The organism is Curtobacterium sp. MCSS17_005 (assembly GCF_003234225.2).
Taxonomy (GTDB): domain Bacteria; phylum Actinomycetota; class Actinomycetes; order Actinomycetales; family Microbacteriaceae; genus Curtobacterium; species Curtobacterium flaccumfaciens.
In genome coordinates, this window is sequence record NZ_CP126258.1 from 3,494,662 (window position 1) to 3,512,705 (window position 18,044).

Genomic DNA, 18,044 nt, shown 5'->3' on the forward strand with positions numbered 1-18,044 from the left:
CGAGCCGCGCCTCCTGGCCGGGTACAGGAGCGGGGCCGTGCGGCGCGAAGCGACCACGCACGGCCCCACCCGTCACGGATACCACCCCCACAGCGGTACCCGTAGCCGACGACAGCGCTAGCGCTGTGCGTCGACGTCCTTGGCGAGCGTCCCCAGGTAGAGCTCGATGACCTTGGGGTCGTCAGCGAGTTCCTTCCCGGTGCCCGAGTACGCGTTCTTCCCCTGGTCGAGCACGTACCCACGATCGCAGATCTGCAGACAGCGTCGCGCGTTCTGCTCCACCATGATGATCGACACACCGGCCTTGTTGATCCGGCGGGTCCGCAGGAACGTCTCGTCCTGGCGCACGGGGGAAAGTCCGGCGCTCGGCTCGTCGAGCAGCAGCACCTTCGGGTCCATCATCAGCGCACGGGCCATCGCGACGGACTGCCGCTCACCACCCGAGAGCGATCCGGCCCGCTGGTTCCGTCGCTGCGCGAGGACCGGGAACAGGTCGTAGATGACCTCGAGCCGTTCGGCGAACTTCCGGGGCCGCAGGTACAGCCCCATCTGCAGGTTCTCCTCGATCGACAGCGAGGGGAACACGTTGTTCGTCTGCGGCACGAAGCCGACGCCGGCCTGCACGAGCTTGTTCGCCTTGAGGTTCGTGATGTCGTCACCCTGCAGGGTCACCGATCCCTCGCGGATGGACACGAGCCCGAACAGCGCCTTCAGGAGCGTCGACTTGCCCGCACCGTTCGGCCCGATGATGCCGATGAGCTCGCCCGGGTAGCAGTCCAGGTCGCAGCCGTTCAGGATGTTCACGCCCGGCAGGTAGCCGGCGACGAGGTTCTTCGCGCTGAGCACCGGCTCGCGTTCCAGCGTGGCCGCCGGGGACGGGCTGGAGGCACTGCTCGCGTTCGTGGGGTCCGTTGCGTCCGTCATCGGGTCGTCTCCTCTGCTGCGTCCTCTTCGGCGACTTCCTCCGCCAGTTCCTCGAAGGTCTCCTCGGTGAGGAGCGAGTCGTCACCCAGGTCGGTGTCGTGGTGCGCACCGAGGTAGGCGTCGATCACGGCCTGGTCGTCCATCACCGTGTCCGCCGGGCCCTCGGCGACGACCTTGCCCTCGGCCATCACGACCACCCAGTCCGAGATGTGCCGGACCATGTGCATGTCGTGCTCGACGAAGAGCACGGTCATGCCGTCGTCGCGCAGGGACTGGATGTGCCCGAGGAGCGACTGGGTGAGCGCGGGGTTCACGCCGGCCATCGGCTCGTCGAGCATGATCATCGTCGGGTCGGACATCAGCGCCCGGGCCATCTCGAGCAGCTTGCGCTGCCCGCCGGACAGCGAACCTGCGTAGTCGTCCGCCTTCGTGTCGAGCTTGAACCGGGCGAGGAGGTCCTCGGCCTTGGCCGTGATCTCGCGCTCCCGCTTCGCCCACACCGGCTTGACCAGGGCGGCGAAGAAGTTCTCGCCGGGCTGGTCGCGGGCACCGAGGAGCATGTTCTGCATCACGGTGAGCCGGGACAGCGCCTTGGTCAGCTGGAAGGTGCGGACCATGCCCTTGTTCGCGATGTGCGTCGCGCTCGTCTTCTGCAGCGTGGCGCCGTTGAACTGCGTCTTCGCTCCGGGGCTCGGCTTGTCGAACCCGGTGAGCAGGTTGAAGAACGTGGTCTTGCCGGCGCCGTTCGGGCCGATGAGGGCCGTGATGGAGCCGCGCTGGACCTCGAGGTGGTCGACGTCCACGGCGGTCATGCCCCCGAAGCGGCGGGTGACGTCGTCGACGGTGAGGATCGGGTCGGCTTTGGGGTGGCCGTAGGTCTCAGACACTGAACGTCAGCTCCTTCTTGTTGCCGAGCAACCCCTGTGGACGGAACACGATGAGCAGCATGAGCGCGACGCCGACGAGCACGTACGAGAACTGCTCGGCCTGCTGCGCGTTCATGATCGAGTCGGGGATGAAGTCGCCGGCCAGCGTGCGGATGAAGAGCCGGACGACGAAGAAGAGCACGGCTCCGAGCACCGGTCCGAACACCGTCGCCGCACCACCGAGGATGAGCGCGGTCCAGATGAAGAACGTCATCGAGCGGCCCATGGCGTCCGGTTGCACCGAACTCGGCAGCACGTAGATGATGCCCGCGATCGCACCGAGCGCCCCACCGAACACGAGCGCCTGCATCTTGTACGAGTAGACGTTCTTGCCGAGCGAGCGGACGGCGTCCTCGTCCTCGCGGATGGCCTTCACCACGCGGCCCCACGGGCTGCGCATGAGCAGGAAGAGCACCAGGGTGAACAGGGCGACCATGGCCCACGCCGCGATGCGGATCCACCAGCCGTTGACGCCGTTGTTCGCGTACGTGAACCACAGGATCGTGGTGGTGCCGTCGGGCAGCGGGCTGAGGGCGGTGAACGGGTCGCGGTAGCTCGACCCGGTGATGCCGTTCGAGCCACCCGTGGTCGAGGTGAGCAGGCTCGAGCGGCCCACCATGCGGATGATCTCGGCGCCGGAGATCGTGACGATCGCCAGGTAGTCGCCGCGCAACCGCAGGGTCGGGATGCCGAGGATGATCGCGAACACGATCGCGACGAGCAGGGCGATGAGCACCGCCATCACGAACGGCAGTCCGTTCGTGATCGAGATCGCGAAGCCGTAGGCGCCGAGCAGCAGGAACGCCGCCTGGCCCATGTTCACGAGGCCGGTGAGCCCGAAGTGCACGTTCAGGCCGATCGCGGCCAGCGCGAACGCCGCCGTGGTCGGGGCGAGTGCCTCCTGGGTGAGCGAGGACAGCAGGTTGAGGATGTAGTCCATGCGCGTGCTCCCTTAGCCGATCCGCTCGGCGCGGCCGAAGATGCCCTGCGGCCGGAACAGCAGGATGAGGATGAGGATGACGAGGGCGGTGGCGTACTTGAAGTCACCGGGGAGCACCAGGTTCGTGAGCTCCACGACGACGCCGATGATCATCGAGCCGACCAGGGCGCCGTACGCGGTGCCGAGGCCACCGAGCGTGACCGAGGCGAACATGAGCAGGAGCAGCTGGAGCCCCGTCTGCCAGTTCACGCCGTTCAGGACGAGTCCGAGCATCACACCGGAGAGCCCCGCGAGGCCGGCGGCGAGCGTCCACACGAAGCGGATCACCCGATCGACGTCGATGCCGGAGGCCGCGGCGAGCGCCGGGTTGTCCGACACGGCGCGGGTCGCCCGGCCGAAGCGCGTCTTCGCCAGGAAGAGCCCGGTCGCGACGAGGACCACGAGCGCGATGCCCATGGCGACGTAGGACTGCACCGTCAGGGTGACGCCGGCGAACCGCACGGTCTCCGGGTTGCCCTGCTGGATGCGGACCGTCGAGGCACCGAAGAAGTACTGGAACGCGTACTGGGCGGCGATCGACAGACCGATCGTCACGATCATGAGCTGCGTCAGGCTGATGCGCTTGCGCCGGAGCGGTCGCCAGATCGCGGCGTCCTGCAGGTACCCGGTCGCGGCGCACAACAGCGTGACGACGATGCCGGTGACCCAGATGTTCCAGCCGAGCTGGTTCGCGAACACGTACGCCAGCAGACCGCCGAGGGTGACCTGTTCACCGTGCGAGAAGCTCGACAGCCCCGTCGTGCCGTAGATGAGCGAGAGCCCGATCGATGCCAGGGCGATGAGCAGCCCGAGCCGGAGCCCGGAGGCGAACTGCTGCCAGGCGCGCTGCATGCTCACGCTCGACGAGTCGGCCGAGGTGGTCGCGCCCTTCTGGTCGGACAGCTGGAAGATCTGCCCGACGTTGGCGTTCAGGGTCGCCTGCACCTTGCGCTCGGCGTCGGCGGCGTTCGTCAGGTACTGCCCCTTCGGCAGGGTGCCCTGGTCGACGCTCACCGTGTACTCGCCGGCCGTGTCGACACTGACGGACCAGCGGCCGTCGGCGTTCGTCGTGGCCGTTTCGTCGAAGCCGCTCGGGCCGGTCACGTCGACGTCGACGCCCTCGGCCGGTTCACGCTCGGAGTCGGTGATCGTGCCCTGGATGCACCCGTTGTCGGGGCTGACGGTGCACGCCTGGCTGGTGGCCGGTGCCGAGGTGGCACTGAAGGCCGGCAGGGTGACCGCCCAGTCGATCAGGAAGGTCGCCAGGAACGCGGCGACGAGCACGGCCGCGAGGACCGGTCGTCGTCGTGCGTGGCGGAGGCGGAACAGGCGCGGCTGCGCCCGTCCCGGAGGAGTGATGGATCCCACGGAAGAGCCTCTCGTTCGGATGACGAGGAACCTATGGGGATTTTGTGACACCCGTGTTTCCAACACGTTCCCTGTGTGATTCGTACCCGAACTGTGACGTTGTGGAGGAACGCTCCGAGGCGGGCGCGATCCGTGCCTCCAGGCGGAATGCGGCGACTGTGGCTCGCGTTACCATGTCCTATCCGGAACCCGTCGTCGTGTTCCCGGTGTCTCGACACTTCACTCGCCCACGAAGGGGACCCATGGACCAGCCGGATCCGTTCGGATTCATCGGACTCACGTACGACGACGTCATGCTGCTGCCCGGGCACACCGACGTCATCCCGAGCGAGGCGTCCACGGCGTCCCGGCTCACCAAGCGGATCTCCGTCAACGTCCCGCTGCTCTCCGCCGCGATGGACACCGTCACCGAAGCCCGCATGGCCATCGCCATGGCGCGCCAGGGCGGCATCGGGATCCTGCACCGCAACCTGTCCATCGAGGACCAGGCTGCGTACGTCGACAAGGTCAAGCGCTCCGAGTCGGGCATGATCACCAACCCGGTGACCACCACCCCGGACGCCACCGTGGCCGAGGTCGACGCGCTCTGCGGCCAGTTCCGCGTCTCCGGCCTGCCGGTCGTCGAGCAGGACGGCACCCTCGTCGGCATCATCACGAACCGCGACATGCGCTTCGTGGCCACGTTCGAGCAGGCCACCACGTACGTGCGCGACGTGATGACGAAGGCCCCGCTGATCACCGCGATGGAGGGCATCGACCCCGAAGAGGCGATCGCCATCTTCGCGCAGCACAAGATCGAGAAGCTGCCGCTGGTCGACGCCGAGGGCAAGCTCCGCGGTCTGATCACCGTCAAGGACTTCGACAAGAGCGAGCAGTACCCGGACGCCACGAAGGACGACGAGGGCCGGCTCCGCGTCGGTGCCGCGATCGGCTTCTTCGGTGACGCCTGGCAGCGCGCCGAGGCCCTGCGTGACGCCGGCGTCGACGTGCTCGTCGTCGACACCGCCAACGGCGAGAGCGAAGGCGTGCTCGACATGGTCCGCCGCCTCAAGGCCGACCCGACGTTCGACGCGATCGACGTCATCGGCGGCAACGTCGCCACCCGCGCGGGCGCCCAGGCGCTCATCGACGCCGGTGTGGACGCCGTCAAGGTCGGCGTCGGCCCGGGCTCCATCTGCACCACGCGCGTCGTCGCCGGTGTGGGTGTGCCGCAGGTGACCGCCGTGTACGAGGCCTCCCTCGCCGCACGCGAAGCCGGTGTCCCGATCATCGCCGACGGCGGCCTGCAGTACTCGGGCGACATCGCGAAGGCCCTGGTGGCCGGTGCCGACACCGTCATGCTCGGCTCGCTGCTGGCCGGCACCGACGAGTCCCCCGGTGACCTGGTGTTCGTGAACGGCAAGCAGTTCAAGGCCTACCGCGGCATGGGGTCCCTCGGGGCCCTGCAGACCCGTGGCAAGAAGACCTCGTACTCGAAGGACCGCTACTTCCAGGCGGACGTGCCGAACGACGACAAGCTCATCCCCGAGGGCATCGAGGGCCAGGTGCCCTACCGCGGGTCGGTCGGCAACGTCGTCTACCAGCTCACCGGTGGGCTGCGGCAGTCGATGTTCTACGTCGGCGGTCGCACGATCCCCGAGCTGAAGGCCCGTGGCAAGTTCGTCCGCATCACGGCGGCGGGGCTCAAGGAGTCCCACCCGCACGACGTCCAGATGGTCGTCGAGGCGCCGAACTACCGCAGCTAGCAGCACTCGGCCAGACGCCCCCGCTCCGAACGGAGCGGGGGCGTCTGGCGTTCGTACGCCGACGACTCAGGCCGAACGCCAGTCGTTCGACGTGATGTGCGAGCCGCCGTGCGGGCCCATCTGCAGCATCCCGCCGTCCACCGGCAGCGACACCCCGGTGATGTAGGACGACGCACGCGAGGCCAGGAACGCCACGGCTGCCGCGATCTCCCACGCGTTGCCCGGACGGCCGAGCGGCACACCGGGGCGGTCGATGGTGTGCGGGTCCTCGTCCTCGGCGCCGGTCATCCGGGTGGCGATCTCGCCGGGGGCGACGGCGTTCACGGTGATGCCGTGCTCGGCGAGCTCGATCGCCATGGTCTTCAGCAGGCCGCCGAGCCCGTGCTTCGCGGCGTCGTAGGCGCTCGAGCCGTAGCGGGGCTGGTGTTCGTGCACGCTCGTGATGCCGATGATCCGGCCGCCGGTGCCCGCCTGCACCATGTGCTTCGCGGCGGCCTGCATCGTGACGAAGGCGCCGTCGAGGTCGGTCGACACCGTGTGGCGCCACTGGTCGAGGGTCATCTCGAGGAACGGGGCGTTGTCGCCGGTACCGGCGTCGGCCACGAAGACGTCGACGCCGCCCAGCTGCGACACGAGGCGGTCGACGACGGCGGCCGCCCCGGCGAGGTCGGAGACGTCGATCTGCTCGACGAAGGCCTGGCGGCCGGTCTTCCGGACCTCCTCCGCGGTCTCCTCGGCACGGTCGGGCTCGGACAGGTAGGTGATGCCGACGTCCATGCCGGCTTCGGCGAGCGCGACGGCGGTCGCACGGCCGATCCCGGATTCGGAGCCGGTGACGATGGCTTTGGTGGGCTGGAAGTCGCTCATGCGGCGGAACGTACGCCCGGCCTGCCGGGCGCCCTGCCGGACCATCCGCCTGGCGCAGGTCGGGCCGCCGCACCGGCACCACCGCTCCTGCACCGATCCCTGTCCCTGCGCACAGGAACGTCACGGCTCGGTAACGAAACACTTTTGCGTACCGCCCCGTCACACGGGCGAAACACATGGACCCTACGTTTCTCGACATCCAGTGGAGGCGTCGCATTCACCCGAAGCGGCACAGCCTCCGCGCAGAGAAAGGGCTCCACGGATGATCAGAACCACCCGTGCCACCGCGGCACTGGCGTTGGCGGGCGCAGCAGCCGTCCTCCTCGCCGCGTGTTCCACCACCGGCAGTGCTTCCCCCTCGAGCTCGGCGTCGAGCGATGCGAAGAAGGATCCCGCCGCCAGCTGCAAGGCCCCGGACACCCCCGGTACGGACGCGCTGAAGATCGGCACGATCCTGCCCCTGACCGGTTCGCTGGCCTACCTCAACCCGCCGGCAGAGTCCGGTGTCGGCCTGGCCGTCAAGGACATCAACGCCGCGGGCGGCGTCCTCGACAAGGACGTCACGATCGACCCGGCGACCGACTCCGGTGACAGCAACGACATGACCGTGTCGAGCTCCGCCGCGACGAAGCTCGTCAACGCGAAGGTGCCGGTCGCGATCGGCGCCGAGTCCTCGTCCGTCACGCTGAACGTCATCGACCAGCTGACGAGCAACTGCATCGTCGAGATCTCGCCCGCGAACACCGCGACCGACCTCTCCGGCTACTCGTCGTACTACTACCGGACCGCACCGCCGGACTCGGTGCAGGGTTCCGCGCTCGGTCAGCTCGTGACCGGTGACGGCAACGCGAAGGTCGCCTTCCTGGTCTTCAACGACACGTACGGCACCGGTCTCCGCAACTCCGTGCAGGCTGCGGTCGAGGCGTCGGGCGGCCAGGTCGTCTACGGCGCCAAGGGTGAGGGCCAGGAGTTCCCGCCCGGCCAGACCACGTTCTCGTCCGAGGTGACCGCGGCCCTGGCCGCGAAGCCCGACGCGATCGTCGTGCTGGCCTTCGACGAGACGAAGTCGATCATCCCGGAGCTCGTCTCGCAGGGCAACGAGGCGAAGATCTACATGTCCGACGGCAACACGGCGGACTACTCGAAGGACTTCGACAAGGGCACGCTGACCGGCGCCCAGGGCACCATCCCCGGTGCCTCGCCGAAGGACGACTTCAAGAAGCAGCTCGCTGCGTTCTACAAGGACTCGTCGGGCAAGACGCTCGCCGACTACTCGTACGCGGCGGAGTCCTACGACGCCACCGTCCTCGCCGCCCTCGCCGCGGTGAAGGGCAAGGGCACCGACTCCGGCACCATCCAGGCCAACATGGCTGCGGTGTCGGGTGCTGACGGCGGCACCGAGTGCGCGACGTTCAAGGAGTGCAAGACGCTCCTGGACGACGGCGAGGACATCCACTACACCGGCCCGTCCGGCATCGGTCCGTTCGACGAGAACAACGACCCGTCGAGCGCCTACATCGGCATCTACAAGTTCGACGGCGACAACAAGCCCGTCTACCAGAGCGCCATCCAGGGTGCGGTGAAGAAGTAGGGCACAGCCCAGCACCGCTCACGAAAGCGACAGTCCCCCACGGGAACTCCGTGGGGGACTGTCGCTTTCGCGTCGATGCCCGGGACGCCCGGCAGGAACGTCTCGCGTCAGCAGGACCGACCGACGGGCGGCCTGGAGGCCCGTGGTGCGTCCGTCAGACCGGCTCGACCGGGGTGGGTGCGAGCGCCCGGCGACGGGACGCCCGCGCGGCGGCGAACGAGTCCGCCGTCAGCACCACGAGCGCGAGCCACACGATGCCGAAGCCGAACCAGCGCCCGGCGGACATCTCCTCGTGCTGCACCAGCACCCCGACGAGCAGCTGCATCACGGGCGCCAGGTACTGGGTCAGCCCGAGCGTCGACAGGCTCACCCGACGTGCCGAGGACGCGAAGAGCAGCAGCGGCACCGCGGTCGCCGGCCCGGTCAGCACGGTGATGACCGCGTGCCCCCAGCCCTCGCTCGTGAACGTCACGCCGCCACCGAGCCCGGTCACGCCGAGCACCACCAGCGCCACGACCGCGATCGGCAGCAGCCACACGGTCTCGATCGTCAGGCCGCTCAGGGCGTCCACGGTGCCGCCGACGCGCTTCTTCACCAGCCCGTACAGTCCGAACGAGAACGCCAGGGCCAGCGCGATCCACGGCATCTGCCCGTAGCCGATCGCGATGACGACGACCGCGACGACGCTCAGCCCGACGGCTGCCCACTGCGCCGGACGCAGGCGTTCACGCAGGACCACGACGCCGAGCGCGATCGTGACGAGCGGGTTGATGAAGTAGCCGAGCGCCGCCTCGACGGTGTGGCCGGTGGTCGTCGCGAGGACGTACACGGTCCAGTTGACCAGGATCAGGACGGCGGCGAGCCCCATCACGAGCATCACACGACGCTGCGCCATCAGGGATCGGGTGCGGAGCCACGAGCGGGTGACCGCGATCGCCACGGCACAGAACACCAGGCCGAAGACGATCCGCCACGACACGATCTCGAACGCCGCCGCGGGGGCCATGGCCGCGAAGAGCAGGGGCATCAGTCCCCAGAGCCCGTAGGCCACGATGGCCTGCACCACGCCGACGGATGCCTCGCTGCGGACGGGACGCGCGGGACTCGGTTCACTCACGGAACCATCCTAGGAACGATCGCCGACGTGCCGGACGGACCACGGGCCTCCCGGTCGGCACGAACCGTCGTACGACTGCTCGGAGCGTCGGCGCACAACGCACGAACGCCCCGCCGGCCGACAGGCCGGACGGGGCGTCCGAGAGGAGAACTGGTGTCAGCTGACGACGACCGCGAGGACGTCGCGGGCCGACAGGACCAGCAGGTCCTCGCCCGAGTACTTGACCTCGGTTCCGCCGTACTTCGAGTAGATGACCTTGTCACCCACGGCGACGTCGAGCGGGACGCGGTTGCCGTTGTCGTCGATGCGACCCGGACCCACGGCGACGACCTCGCCCTCCTGGGGCTTCTCCTTCGCGGTGTCGGGGATGACCAGACCGGAAGCGGTGGTCTGCTCCGCCTCGACCTGGCGGATGACGATGCGATCCTCGAGCGGCTTGATGCTGACGGCCACGGTGACCTCTTCTTTCTCGGTACGGACTCGGTACAGATGAAAACCGGGTTGGCACTTCGCACAGGAGAGTGCCAACGCCAACTCTAGGGGGCCTCTGGCACTCGGTCAATCCGAGTGCCAGCACATCCGGAGAACACGCAGCACCTGCGAGGATCGACGCATGGACGCCGCCGAACTCACCGCACTGCTGACCCCCGACGGGATGGCCCTGCTCGACCGTACCCCGGGTGTCTCCGACGGCGGCGAGATCGTCCGCGTGGTGTCCCGGCTGCGCGCCGAGGGACACGATCCCCGACTGGTCGCCGCGGTGCTGACCCAGGCGAAGCTGCGGCTGAAGGCCCGCGGCAAGTTCGGCGACTTCGCCTCCCGCATGCTCTTCACCGAGGCCGGGCTCGAGCAGGCCACCAGGCTGCAGGTCGCGGCCCAGCACGCCGGACGCTTCGCGGCGGCCGGGCTGACCCGGGTCGCCGACCTCGGCTGCGGCATCGGCGGGGACGCGATGGCGATGGCGGCGCTCGACCTCGACGTCACCGCCGTCGACCGAGACGAGGTGACCGCGGCCGTCGCGACCCACAACCTGGCGGTCTGGCCGAACGCGCGGGTGGAACTCCGTGATGCCGCGTCCTTCGACCTGTCCTCGGTGGACGGCGTGTGGATGGACCCCGCCCGACGCACCTCCGGCCACTCGGACACCCGCCGGCTCGCCGACCCGGACGATTGGTCGCCCTCGCTCGACACCGTGTTCGCCGCGGCGACGACGACGCCGACCGGCGTGAAGCTCGGACCGGGCATCGACCGCGACCTGATCCCGGACACCGCCGAGGCGCAGTGGACCTCCGTCGACCGCGAGGTCGTGGAGCTCGCCCTGTGGTTCGGCCCCCTCGCCCGACCCGGGATCCGCCGCGCCGCCACCGTCATCGGTGCACACGGCATCGCCGAGATGACCGGAGCGGGCGACGCCGACGACGCCGAGGTCGGACCGCTCGGCGCCTACCTGTACGAGCCCGACGGCGCCGTGATCCGCGCACGGCTGATCGGCGACCTGGCACGGGGCCTCGACGGGCACACGCTCTCCGACGGCATCGCGTACGTCACGTCCGACCGCGCTGTCACGACCCCCTTCGCGCAGGGCTTCCGGGTCCTCGACACGATGCCGCTCGACGTCAAGCGACTGGCCGCACGGCTCGCCGCCGACGGCATCGGCACCGTCGAGATCAAGAAGCGCGGCGTCGACGTCGACCCGGCGCAGTTCCGCAAGCGGCTGCGGTTGCGCGGATCGGGTCGCGTCACGCTCGTGCTCACCCGCCTGGAGGGACGCCACACGGCGATCCTGTGCGAGCGGCTCACCGACACGGTCGGCTGACGGCCGGGGGCCGCGTGCGGTGTCGCGTGCGCGTCACCCGTCAGTGTCCGCGTCAGTTGACGAAGGCGCCGGAGTTCGAGCTGTAGTCGGAGTAGTCGGAGTAGTCCGACGCGTTCGCGATCGAGATCCACACCAGGGCGACGATCAGGATGAACAGGCCCGTCAGGATCCAGCCACCGATGATGCCGGCGAGCGCCAGGCCGCGGCCGCCCTCGCCGGTCTGCTTGATCCTGCCGAGGGCGATGTGGCCCATGATCGCGCCGGCCGGGCTCGTCAGGATGATGATCGGCCAGATGATGATGCCGCCGAACGCGAAGACGATCGACAGGATCGACAGGACGTTCGTCTTCGGGCGCTGCGCGTAGGGCTGGTACGTGTACGGGTTCGACGCGTAGGACTGCTGCTGCGGCTGCGCGTACGGGTTCTGCTGCTGGCCGTACGGGTTCTGCTGCTGGCCGTAGGGGTTCTGCTGCTGGCCGTACGGGTTCTGCGGAGCCGCGTACGGGTTCTGCTGCTGCGGCTGACCGTACGGGTTCTGCGGCTGCTGCGGAGCGCCGTACGGGTACTGCTGCTGCGGGGCCGCGTACGGGTCCGGCTGCTGGCCGTACGGGTTCTGGGGCGCTTCCGGCGCCGACGGCGCCTGCGGTGCGTCAGGAGCCTGCGGGGCGTCCGGGGCGGGCGTGCCGTCGGGCTGTCCGTTCGCTCGGCCGTTCGGCGTCTCGCCCGGCTTCGGCCACTCGTTCTGATCGGACACCGTCCACCCCTCTCGGGCGTCCGGTCTCTCCGACGCCCGTGTGAATCCTCCCACAGGCTCCCGAAGAAGGACCGGGGCCGAACTGGTCAGACCTGGACGGTCGTCACCGGCAGGGTCGAGTCCGCCGCGATGCCGAGGTCGCTCGGCGCGTGCCCTTCGGCCACGAGTCGGGCGCCGACGGCGGCGATCATCGCGCCGTTGTCCGTGCACAGGTCGAACGGCGGGATGCGCAGTCGCACGCCCGCGGCCGCGCAGCGCTCCTCGGCGACCTGCCGCAGTCGGGCGTTCGCGACGACCCCGCCACCGAGCAGCAGCCGGTCGACGCCGGTGTCGCGGCACGCGTTCAGGGCCTTGGTCAGCAGGACGTCGACGACGGCCTCACGGAAGCTCGCGGCGACGTCGGCCACCGGCACCTCGCGGCCCTCGTCGCGGCAGCGCTCGACCCACCGTGCGACGGCGGTCTTGAGCCCCGAGAACGAGAAGTCGTACCGGTGCGCGGCCATGTCCTTCGGCAGCGTCAGCCCCCGGGGGAACCGGATGGCCGTCGGGTCGCCGTCGGCCGCGGCTCGGTCGATCTGCGGGCCGCCGGGGTAGGGCAGCCCGAGCAGCCGCGCGACCTTGTCGAACGCCTCGCCCGCCGCGTCGTCGATCGTCTCGCCGAGCAGTTCGACGTCGCCGACCAGGTCCCGCACCAGCAGCAGTGACGTGTGGCCACCGGAGACCAGCAGCGCGATCGTCGGCAGCTCGATCTCGCTGCCGTCCTCGCGCAGCACGTCGGCGCCGACGTGCCCGACCAGGTGGTTCACGCCGTACAGGGGCTTGCCCGTGGCCACGGCGAGCGCCTTCGCGGCTCCCACCCCGACCATGAGCGCCCCCGCCAGGCCCGGCCCGGCGGTCACCGCGACGGCGTCGAGTTCGTCGAGGGTGACGCCGGCACGCTCGAGCGCCTCGTGCAGCGTCGGCGTCATCGCCTCCAGGTGGGCCCGTGCGGCGACCTCGGGCACGACTCCGCCGTAGCGCGCGTGCTCGTCCATGCTCGAGGCGATCACGTTCGCGAGCAGGGTGCTCCCCCGCACGATGCCGACGCCCGTCTCGTCGCAGCTCGTCTCGATGCCGAGCACCAGTGGTTCAGTCGCGCTCACCGAGGGCCTCCTGTCCGATGGGTCCGACGCCCGACGACCGCTCGGCGTCCGGGGCGGGCAGTTCCGCCCGCATCACCCACGCGTCGACACCGTCCGGTTGGTAGTAGCGCGGTCGGGTCGCGATGTGCTCGAACCCGAACGCCGTGTACATCGCCTGCGCCACGGGGTTGTCGGCGCGCACCTCGAGGAACACCTCGCGCACACCACGCCGCCGCGCCTCGTCGAGCAGTTCCGTGAATAGGACCCGCCCGAGCCCCCTGCCGCGCTGGTCCGCGGCCACGGCGATCGTCTGCACGTCGGCGACCGGGTTGCCCGCGAGCGACGAGAGCCCGGCGTACCCGACGACCAGCGGCGCGGACGTGTCGTCGGCCGTCTCGATCACGACGTAGTACCCGTGCGGTGAGTACAGCTCGCCGGACATCTGCGACGCCGACCAGGCGTCCGTCGGGAACGAGACGTGCTCGAGCCACATGATGTCGTCGAGGTCCTGCGGGTGTGCTCGCCGCAGGCGGAGCCCGTCCGGCAGGGTCACTGCTTCACCCGCTTCGGTGCACCCGGCACCGTGACGTCGGGCTCGCGCAGGTACAGGGGCGTGTCCTGGTCGAACGCCGCACCGGACGCGAGCCGGTCCGCGGCGAGCGAGCCGAGCCTCCAGGCCGGGATGGACAGGGCCGTCACGCGGTCCCAACCCACCGCTCCGGGCCGGGAGGCGCGGATCGCGTCGTCGAGGTCGGCGGGCTTGGCGAGTCCGGGGCCGGCCACGCGGACGCCGTCGGCGTCGTAGGCGCTCCAGTAGACCTCGCGGCGGCGGGCGTCCGTGAGGACGACGAACGGCCCGGCGGTGCCTGAGTCGCGCTGGTCGAGGGCCACGGCGTCGTGGCTGACGAGGGGCAGGACGGGGACGCCGCGTGCTGCGGCGAAGGTGCGGGCGGCGGCGATGCCGACGCGCAGGCCGGTGAAGGGGCCGGGGCCCATGCCGGCGACGACCCCGGTGACGTCGGCGCCGGTGATGCCGGCCTCGGCGAGGGTCCCGGCGAGGAACGGGCCGATGACCTCGGCGTGCCGGCGGCTGTCCTCGGTGTCGCGGGTCGCGAGGGCCTGGCCGGTAGCCGGGTCGACGACGGCGACGGAGGTCCCGGCGGAGGTGTCGATCGCGAGCAGCACCCGTCCATCGTAGGCGGCGGTCAGCGCACCGGCAGCCTGCGGGACCACGCGACCTCGTGGTCCAACTGCCCGGTCTGACGGAACAGGCGGACCTGGCGGGTGTCGGGCAGGGCGACCGCCAGAGCCAGTCGATCGGCCGGTCCGAAACCGAGCGACTGCCAGAACGGGCCGGACCGGCGGGAGAACAGCCACGCCCGTTCGGCGCCGGCCTCCGACGCCCGGTCGATCACGAACCGCGCCAGCCGGCTCCCGACGCCGGTTCCCCGGCGGTCCGGCGCGACGGCGACGCTGCGGATCAGGACGTGCGCGCCGTCCGTGCTCGTCTCGTACCCCGTGCTGCCGACCACTCGGCCGTCGTCGTCGCGCTCGACCCACAGCCGCACCGTCGACGCGTCCAGCCCGGCGACGGTCAGGTCCGCATCGAGGAGGAACGCACGGAGCACCTCGACGTCGTCCGGCCCGACGGGCAGCAGGGTCAGAGGACCACGTCCGCCCAGCGCGGGCCGGTGGCGGTGACGACGACACGGCGGGGCTCGTCGGGCACGTCGTCCGGGTCGGTGTCGTCGGTGTCAGCGGATCCCGCGTCGGCGCCGGTCGCACGCGTGATCTCGACGTCGAGCACGCTGTCGCTGATGCCGTCGACCATGCCGCGGCCCCACTCGACGACGACGATGGCGGCGTCCCAGTCGAGGTCGAGGTCGTCGAGCTCGACCGGGTCGGACAGGCGGTAGGCGTCGACGTGCACCAGGTCGGGGCCGGCGGTCGTCGGGTGCGTCCGGGCGAGGACGAAGGTCGGGCTGGACACCTGGCCGCGCGCGCCGAGTGCCGCGCCGAGCCCGCGCGTCAGGGTCGTCTTGCCGGCCCCGAGCGGTCCGGTCAGCACGACGAGGTCGCCCGCGCGCAGCACCGCGGCCAACCGGGCACCGAGCTCTCCCATCGCCTCGGTGCCGTCGACGGTGGTGTCGAGCAGGACGTGCGCCGACTCGGTCACGGCCGCTCGCCCCGCAGGTACTCCCCGACCCGTCCCTCGATGTCGTGTCCCTCGTAGGACCGGGGCACACGGCTGCCGATCCTGCAGACGATCTCCTCGCCGATGGTCTCGAGCGCCGCGCCCCACTCGAGCACGGTCATCTCGTCGTGCTCGCCGGTGCCGAACAGCACGACGGTGTCGCCGGTCTGCACGTCGTCCTCGCCGACGTCCACCAGGAACTGGTCCATCGCGACGCGGCCGGCGATCGGGTACCGCTTGCCGCCGATCGCGACCTCGATGCGGCCCTGCGCCAGACGCGGGACCCCGTCGGCGTACCCGACGGGCACGAGGGCCAGGGTCGTCTCGGTCGCGGTGCGGTACGTGTAGTCGTAGGAGACGCCGGTGTCGACGGGGACGCGCTTCGTCTTCGCGACCGACGCGGTCAGGGTCATCACCGGCTCGAGTCCGAGGTCGGCCGCCGAGACGCCGTCGGCTCCGGGGATGCCGAACAGGTTCGCGCCCATCCGGACCATGTCCTTGCGGAACTCCTTGCGCTCCAGCCCCGCGAGCGACGCGGCGACGTGCTCCATCGGCACGTCGAGTCCCAGGTCTTCGGCGATCTCGATCGCGGCGTCGAACACGGCGACCGCGGCGCTGTCCTCGTGGTCGGACGCCTCGGCCAGGTGCGTGTACGCGGCGACGACCTCGATGCGGCCGTTCCGCTGGGCGTCCCGGGCGAGCTCGACGAGCGCCGGCCAGTCCGCCGGGGTCGCGCCGTCGCGGTGCAGGCCGGAGTCGACGCCGAGGTGCACCCGGGCCGGTCGCTGGTCGACGGCGTCGATGATGCGCTGCAGCTCGGCGACGTTCGAGACGCCGAGGTCGACGGCCGAGTCGATGGCGTCACGGAAGTCCAGGTCGGGGTCGTGCTGCCAGGTGAACAGGTGGACGTCCTCGCCGACGCCGATCGAGCGTAGGCGCAGCGCCGCGGGCACCGTCAGCACACCGATCCAGCGGATGCCGGCGTCGACGGCGGCGAGCGCGATCGGCTCGAGGCCGTGCCCGTACGCGTCGGCCTTCATGATCGCCATCACGGCGACCGGGTCCATCCACTCGCGGACACGGTCGAGGTTGGCCCGGTAGGCGTCGAGGTCGATGCGCGCCTGACGCAGCGGTGCGGAGCTCACGTCGTCCTCCGATCCACGCTGTGGCCGATCCGGGCGACCACCTCGTAGTTGATCGTGCCGATGGCGTCGGCCCAGTCCTCGACGGCGGGGTCGCCGTTCGCGGGGTCGCCCCACAGCACCGCCTCGTCGCCGACCTGCACGTCGGCGTCGCCGATGTCGACGTGCATGGCGTTCATCGCGACGCGTCCGACCACCGGGAACGTCCGGTCGCCGATCCGCACCGAGACCCGGTTGCCGAAGTCGCGGTCGAAGCCGTCCGCGTAGCCGAGGCCGATCACGGCGAGACGGGTGTCCGTCTCGGCGCGCCAGGTGTAGCCGTACGAGACGCCGTCGCCCGCGGCGACCGGCACGGTGCGGAGCACGGCGGCGGTGACCCGCATCGCCGGGCGCAGCCCCAGGTCGGCCGAGGTGCGGCCGTCGAAGGGGCTCAGCCCGTACAGGGCGAGTCCGACGCGGGACAGGTCGTGGCGGGTCTCCGGCACGGCGATGCTCGCGGCACTCGCGGCGAGGTGCACCACGTCCGGCACGATGCCGTTCGCGGCGAGGCCGTCCAGCGCCCGCTGCAGCGCGGCGTCCTGGTCGAGGTCGTCGGTTCGCGACGCGTTCGACAGGTGGGACATGAGCCCCTCGACCCGGGTGCGGTTGCCGCCGCGGGCCAGGGCGCCGGCGGTCGCGAAGAGCTCGGCCCACTCGGACTCGACCGCACCGTTGCGGCTGAGGCCGGTGTCGACGCACAGGTGCACGGCGCGGACGTCGGAATCGGCTGCTGCGGAGAGCTGCTCGACGCTCGACACCGCGGGCGTGACGTCGAACTGCGCCGCGCGACGGAAGTCCTCGTCGGGGGCGTGCAGCCACGCGAGGATCCGGACCCCCTCGTCGATGCCGCCCTGACGGAGCGCCACGGCCTCGTCGATGTCGGCGACCCCGAGCCACTCGGCACCGGCGTCCACGAAGGCCTGCGCAGCGTCGAGGGCCCCGTGGCCGTAGGCGTTCGCCTTGACCACCGCGATGACCCCGGCCGGGGCGACCCGGTCGGCGATGGTCGCGTAGTTCTCGATCAGGGCTCCGCGATCGACCGTGATGCCGGTGAACGCGCTCACGGGGCAGTTCCTTCCAGGACCACGTCTGTTCCTTCCAGGACCACGAACGCGGTCGCGATCCCTCCATCATGCGAGAGCGACAGGTGCACGCTCGTCACGCCACGCGCGTCCGCCACCTGCCGGGCGCCCTGGTGCAGGGTGAGCGACGGGTTCCGCTGGTCGTCGGACACGACCTCGAGGTCCTGCCAGCTCAGCCCGGCACTCGACCCGAAGGCCTTGATCAAGGCTTCCTTCGCCGCGAACCGTGCGGCGAGGGACGCGATCGGCCGGGGTTCGCTGTCACGGACCTGCTCGGACGGCGTGAACAGCCGCGCCCGCATCGCCGGTGTGCGCTCCAACACCCGTTCGAACCGCTCCAGGTCGACCACGTCGACCCCGATCCCGATGATCACCGTCG

At 70.5% G+C, this 18,044-nt stretch carries 19 protein-coding genes; 3 read left to right on the top strand and 16 right to left on the bottom strand.

Features of this window, described 5'->3' with window-relative positions:
• Positions 1–117: 117 nt before the first annotated feature.
• Genes DEJ20_RS16670 through DEJ20_RS16685 form a run of 4 tightly spaced genes read right to left on the bottom strand, consistent with a single transcriptional unit; the run spans position 118 to position 4,113 of the window.
• Positions 118–924 carry an ABC transporter ATP-binding protein gene (locus tag DEJ20_RS16670; protein WP_027466696.1) on the bottom strand — a complete coding sequence of 269 codons (807 nt, stop codon included), beginning with the start codon at positions 922–924 and terminating at the stop codon, positions 118–120.
• Positions 921–1,811: an ABC transporter ATP-binding protein gene (locus DEJ20_RS16675; RefSeq protein WP_027466697.1), complete on the bottom strand. Its 891-nt coding sequence runs from the start codon at positions 1,809–1,811 to the stop codon at positions 921–923. Before DEJ20_RS16675 ends, DEJ20_RS16670 begins: the two co-directional genes overlap by 4 nt.
• Positions 1,804–2,790, bottom strand: a complete 987-nt coding sequence (locus tag DEJ20_RS16680) for a branched-chain amino acid ABC transporter permease (RefSeq protein WP_027466698.1) — start codon at positions 2,788–2,790, stop codon at positions 1,804–1,806. Before DEJ20_RS16680 ends, DEJ20_RS16675 begins: the two co-directional genes overlap by 8 nt.
• A 12-nt stretch (positions 2,791–2,802) precedes the next feature.
• Positions 2,803–4,113 (bottom strand): branched-chain amino acid ABC transporter permease, encoded by a 1,311-nt coding sequence (locus DEJ20_RS16685; protein WP_111234659.1) that lies wholly within the window; start codon positions 4,111–4,113, stop codon positions 2,803–2,805.
• Positions 4,114–4,439: 326 nt separating this feature from the next.
• On the opposite strand from DEJ20_RS16685, the gene guaB reads away from it, so the two are divergent.
• The gene (guaB, locus tag DEJ20_RS16690; RefSeq protein WP_027466700.1) at positions 4,440–5,942 is read left to right on the top strand and encodes an IMP dehydrogenase; all 1,503 of its coding nucleotides are present in this window, start codon (positions 4,440–4,442) and stop codon (positions 5,940–5,942) included.
• Positions 5,943–6,008: 66 nt separating this feature from the next.
• On the opposite strand, the gene DEJ20_RS16695 is transcribed toward guaB, so the two are convergent.
• Positions 6,009–6,809 carry an SDR family oxidoreductase gene (locus DEJ20_RS16695; RefSeq protein ID WP_071245669.1) on the bottom strand — a complete coding sequence of 267 codons (801 nt, stop codon included), beginning with the start codon at positions 6,807–6,809 and terminating at the stop codon, positions 6,009–6,011.
• Positions 6,810–7,071: 262 nt separating this feature from the next.
• Between DEJ20_RS16695 and DEJ20_RS16700 the strand changes: the two genes are divergently transcribed.
• Complete coding sequence (locus DEJ20_RS16700; RefSeq protein ID WP_111234658.1) at positions 7,072–8,400, top strand: ABC transporter substrate-binding protein; 1,329 nt, start codon at positions 7,072–7,074, stop codon at positions 8,398–8,400.
• A 154-nt stretch (positions 8,401–8,554) separates the two neighbouring features.
• Here the strand turns inward: DEJ20_RS16700 and rarD are convergent, their stop codons facing one another.
• Positions 8,555–9,517 (bottom strand): EamA family transporter RarD, encoded by a 963-nt coding sequence (gene rarD / locus DEJ20_RS16705; protein WP_181431461.1) that lies wholly within the window; start codon positions 9,515–9,517, stop codon positions 8,555–8,557.
• Positions 9,518–9,673: 156 nt separating this feature from the next.
• Complete coding sequence (groES, locus tag DEJ20_RS16710) at positions 9,674–9,970, bottom strand: co-chaperone GroES (protein ID WP_071260016.1); 297 nt, start codon at positions 9,968–9,970, stop codon at positions 9,674–9,676.
• 160 nt (positions 9,971–10,130) lie between these two features.
• On the opposite strand from groES, the gene DEJ20_RS16715 reads away from it, so the two are divergent.
• A complete protein-coding gene (locus DEJ20_RS16715) occupies positions 10,131–11,333 on the top strand; it encodes a class I SAM-dependent methyltransferase (protein WP_111234657.1) in 1,203 nt (400 codons plus the stop codon).
• 52 nt (positions 11,334–11,385) lie between these two features.
• Here DEJ20_RS16715 and DEJ20_RS16720 read toward each other — a convergent pair whose 3' ends face one another.
• The 9 genes from DEJ20_RS16720 to DEJ20_RS16760 all read right to left on the bottom strand — a co-directional run bounded on the left by DEJ20_RS16720 (position 11,386) and on the right by DEJ20_RS16760 (position 18,039).
• Complete coding sequence (locus DEJ20_RS16720; RefSeq protein ID WP_111234656.1) at positions 11,386–12,087, bottom strand: DUF4190 domain-containing protein; 702 nt, start codon at positions 12,085–12,087, stop codon at positions 11,386–11,388.
• 86 nt (positions 12,088–12,173) lie between these two features.
• Complete coding sequence (gene tsaD, locus DEJ20_RS16725; RefSeq protein ID WP_111053739.1) at positions 12,174–13,229, bottom strand: tRNA (adenosine(37)-N6)-threonylcarbamoyltransferase complex transferase subunit TsaD; 1,056 nt, start codon at positions 13,227–13,229, stop codon at positions 12,174–12,176.
• Positions 13,216–13,761 (bottom strand): ribosomal protein S18-alanine N-acetyltransferase, encoded by a 546-nt coding sequence (rimI, locus tag DEJ20_RS16730; protein ID WP_181431460.1) that lies wholly within the window; start codon positions 13,759–13,761, stop codon positions 13,216–13,218. Before rimI ends, tsaD begins: the two co-directional genes overlap by 14 nt.
• Entirely contained in the window at positions 13,758–14,393 is a 636-nt protein-coding gene (gene tsaB, locus DEJ20_RS16735; protein WP_111234720.1) for a tRNA (adenosine(37)-N6)-threonylcarbamoyltransferase complex dimerization subunit type 1 TsaB, read from the bottom strand. Before tsaB ends, rimI begins: the two co-directional genes overlap by 4 nt.
• 20 nt (positions 14,394–14,413) lie before the next feature.
• Positions 14,414–14,836: a GNAT family N-acetyltransferase gene (locus DEJ20_RS16740; RefSeq protein ID WP_258377099.1), complete on the bottom strand. Its 423-nt coding sequence runs from the start codon at positions 14,834–14,836 to the stop codon at positions 14,414–14,416.
• Positions 14,837–14,868: 32 nt separating this feature from the next.
• The gene (tsaE, locus tag DEJ20_RS16745) at positions 14,869–15,384 is read right to left on the bottom strand and encodes a tRNA (adenosine(37)-N6)-threonylcarbamoyltransferase complex ATPase subunit type 1 TsaE (RefSeq protein ID WP_258377098.1); all 516 of its coding nucleotides are present in this window, start codon (positions 15,382–15,384) and stop codon (positions 14,869–14,871) included.
• A complete protein-coding gene (alr, locus tag DEJ20_RS16750; protein WP_163342928.1) occupies positions 15,381–16,547 on the bottom strand; it encodes an alanine racemase in 1,167 nt (388 codons plus the stop codon). Before alr (DEJ20_RS16750) ends, tsaE begins: the two co-directional genes overlap by 4 nt.
• A complete protein-coding gene (gene alr, locus DEJ20_RS16755) occupies positions 16,544–17,647 on the bottom strand; it encodes an alanine racemase (RefSeq protein ID WP_111234654.1) in 1,104 nt (367 codons plus the stop codon). Before alr (DEJ20_RS16755) ends, alr (DEJ20_RS16750) begins: the two co-directional genes overlap by 4 nt.
• Positions 17,644–18,039 carry a holo-ACP synthase gene (locus tag DEJ20_RS16760; protein ID WP_111234653.1) on the bottom strand — a complete coding sequence of 132 codons (396 nt, stop codon included), beginning with the start codon at positions 18,037–18,039 and terminating at the stop codon, positions 17,644–17,646. Before DEJ20_RS16760 ends, alr (DEJ20_RS16755) begins: the two co-directional genes overlap by 4 nt.
• Positions 18,040–18,044: the final 5 nt, after the last annotated feature.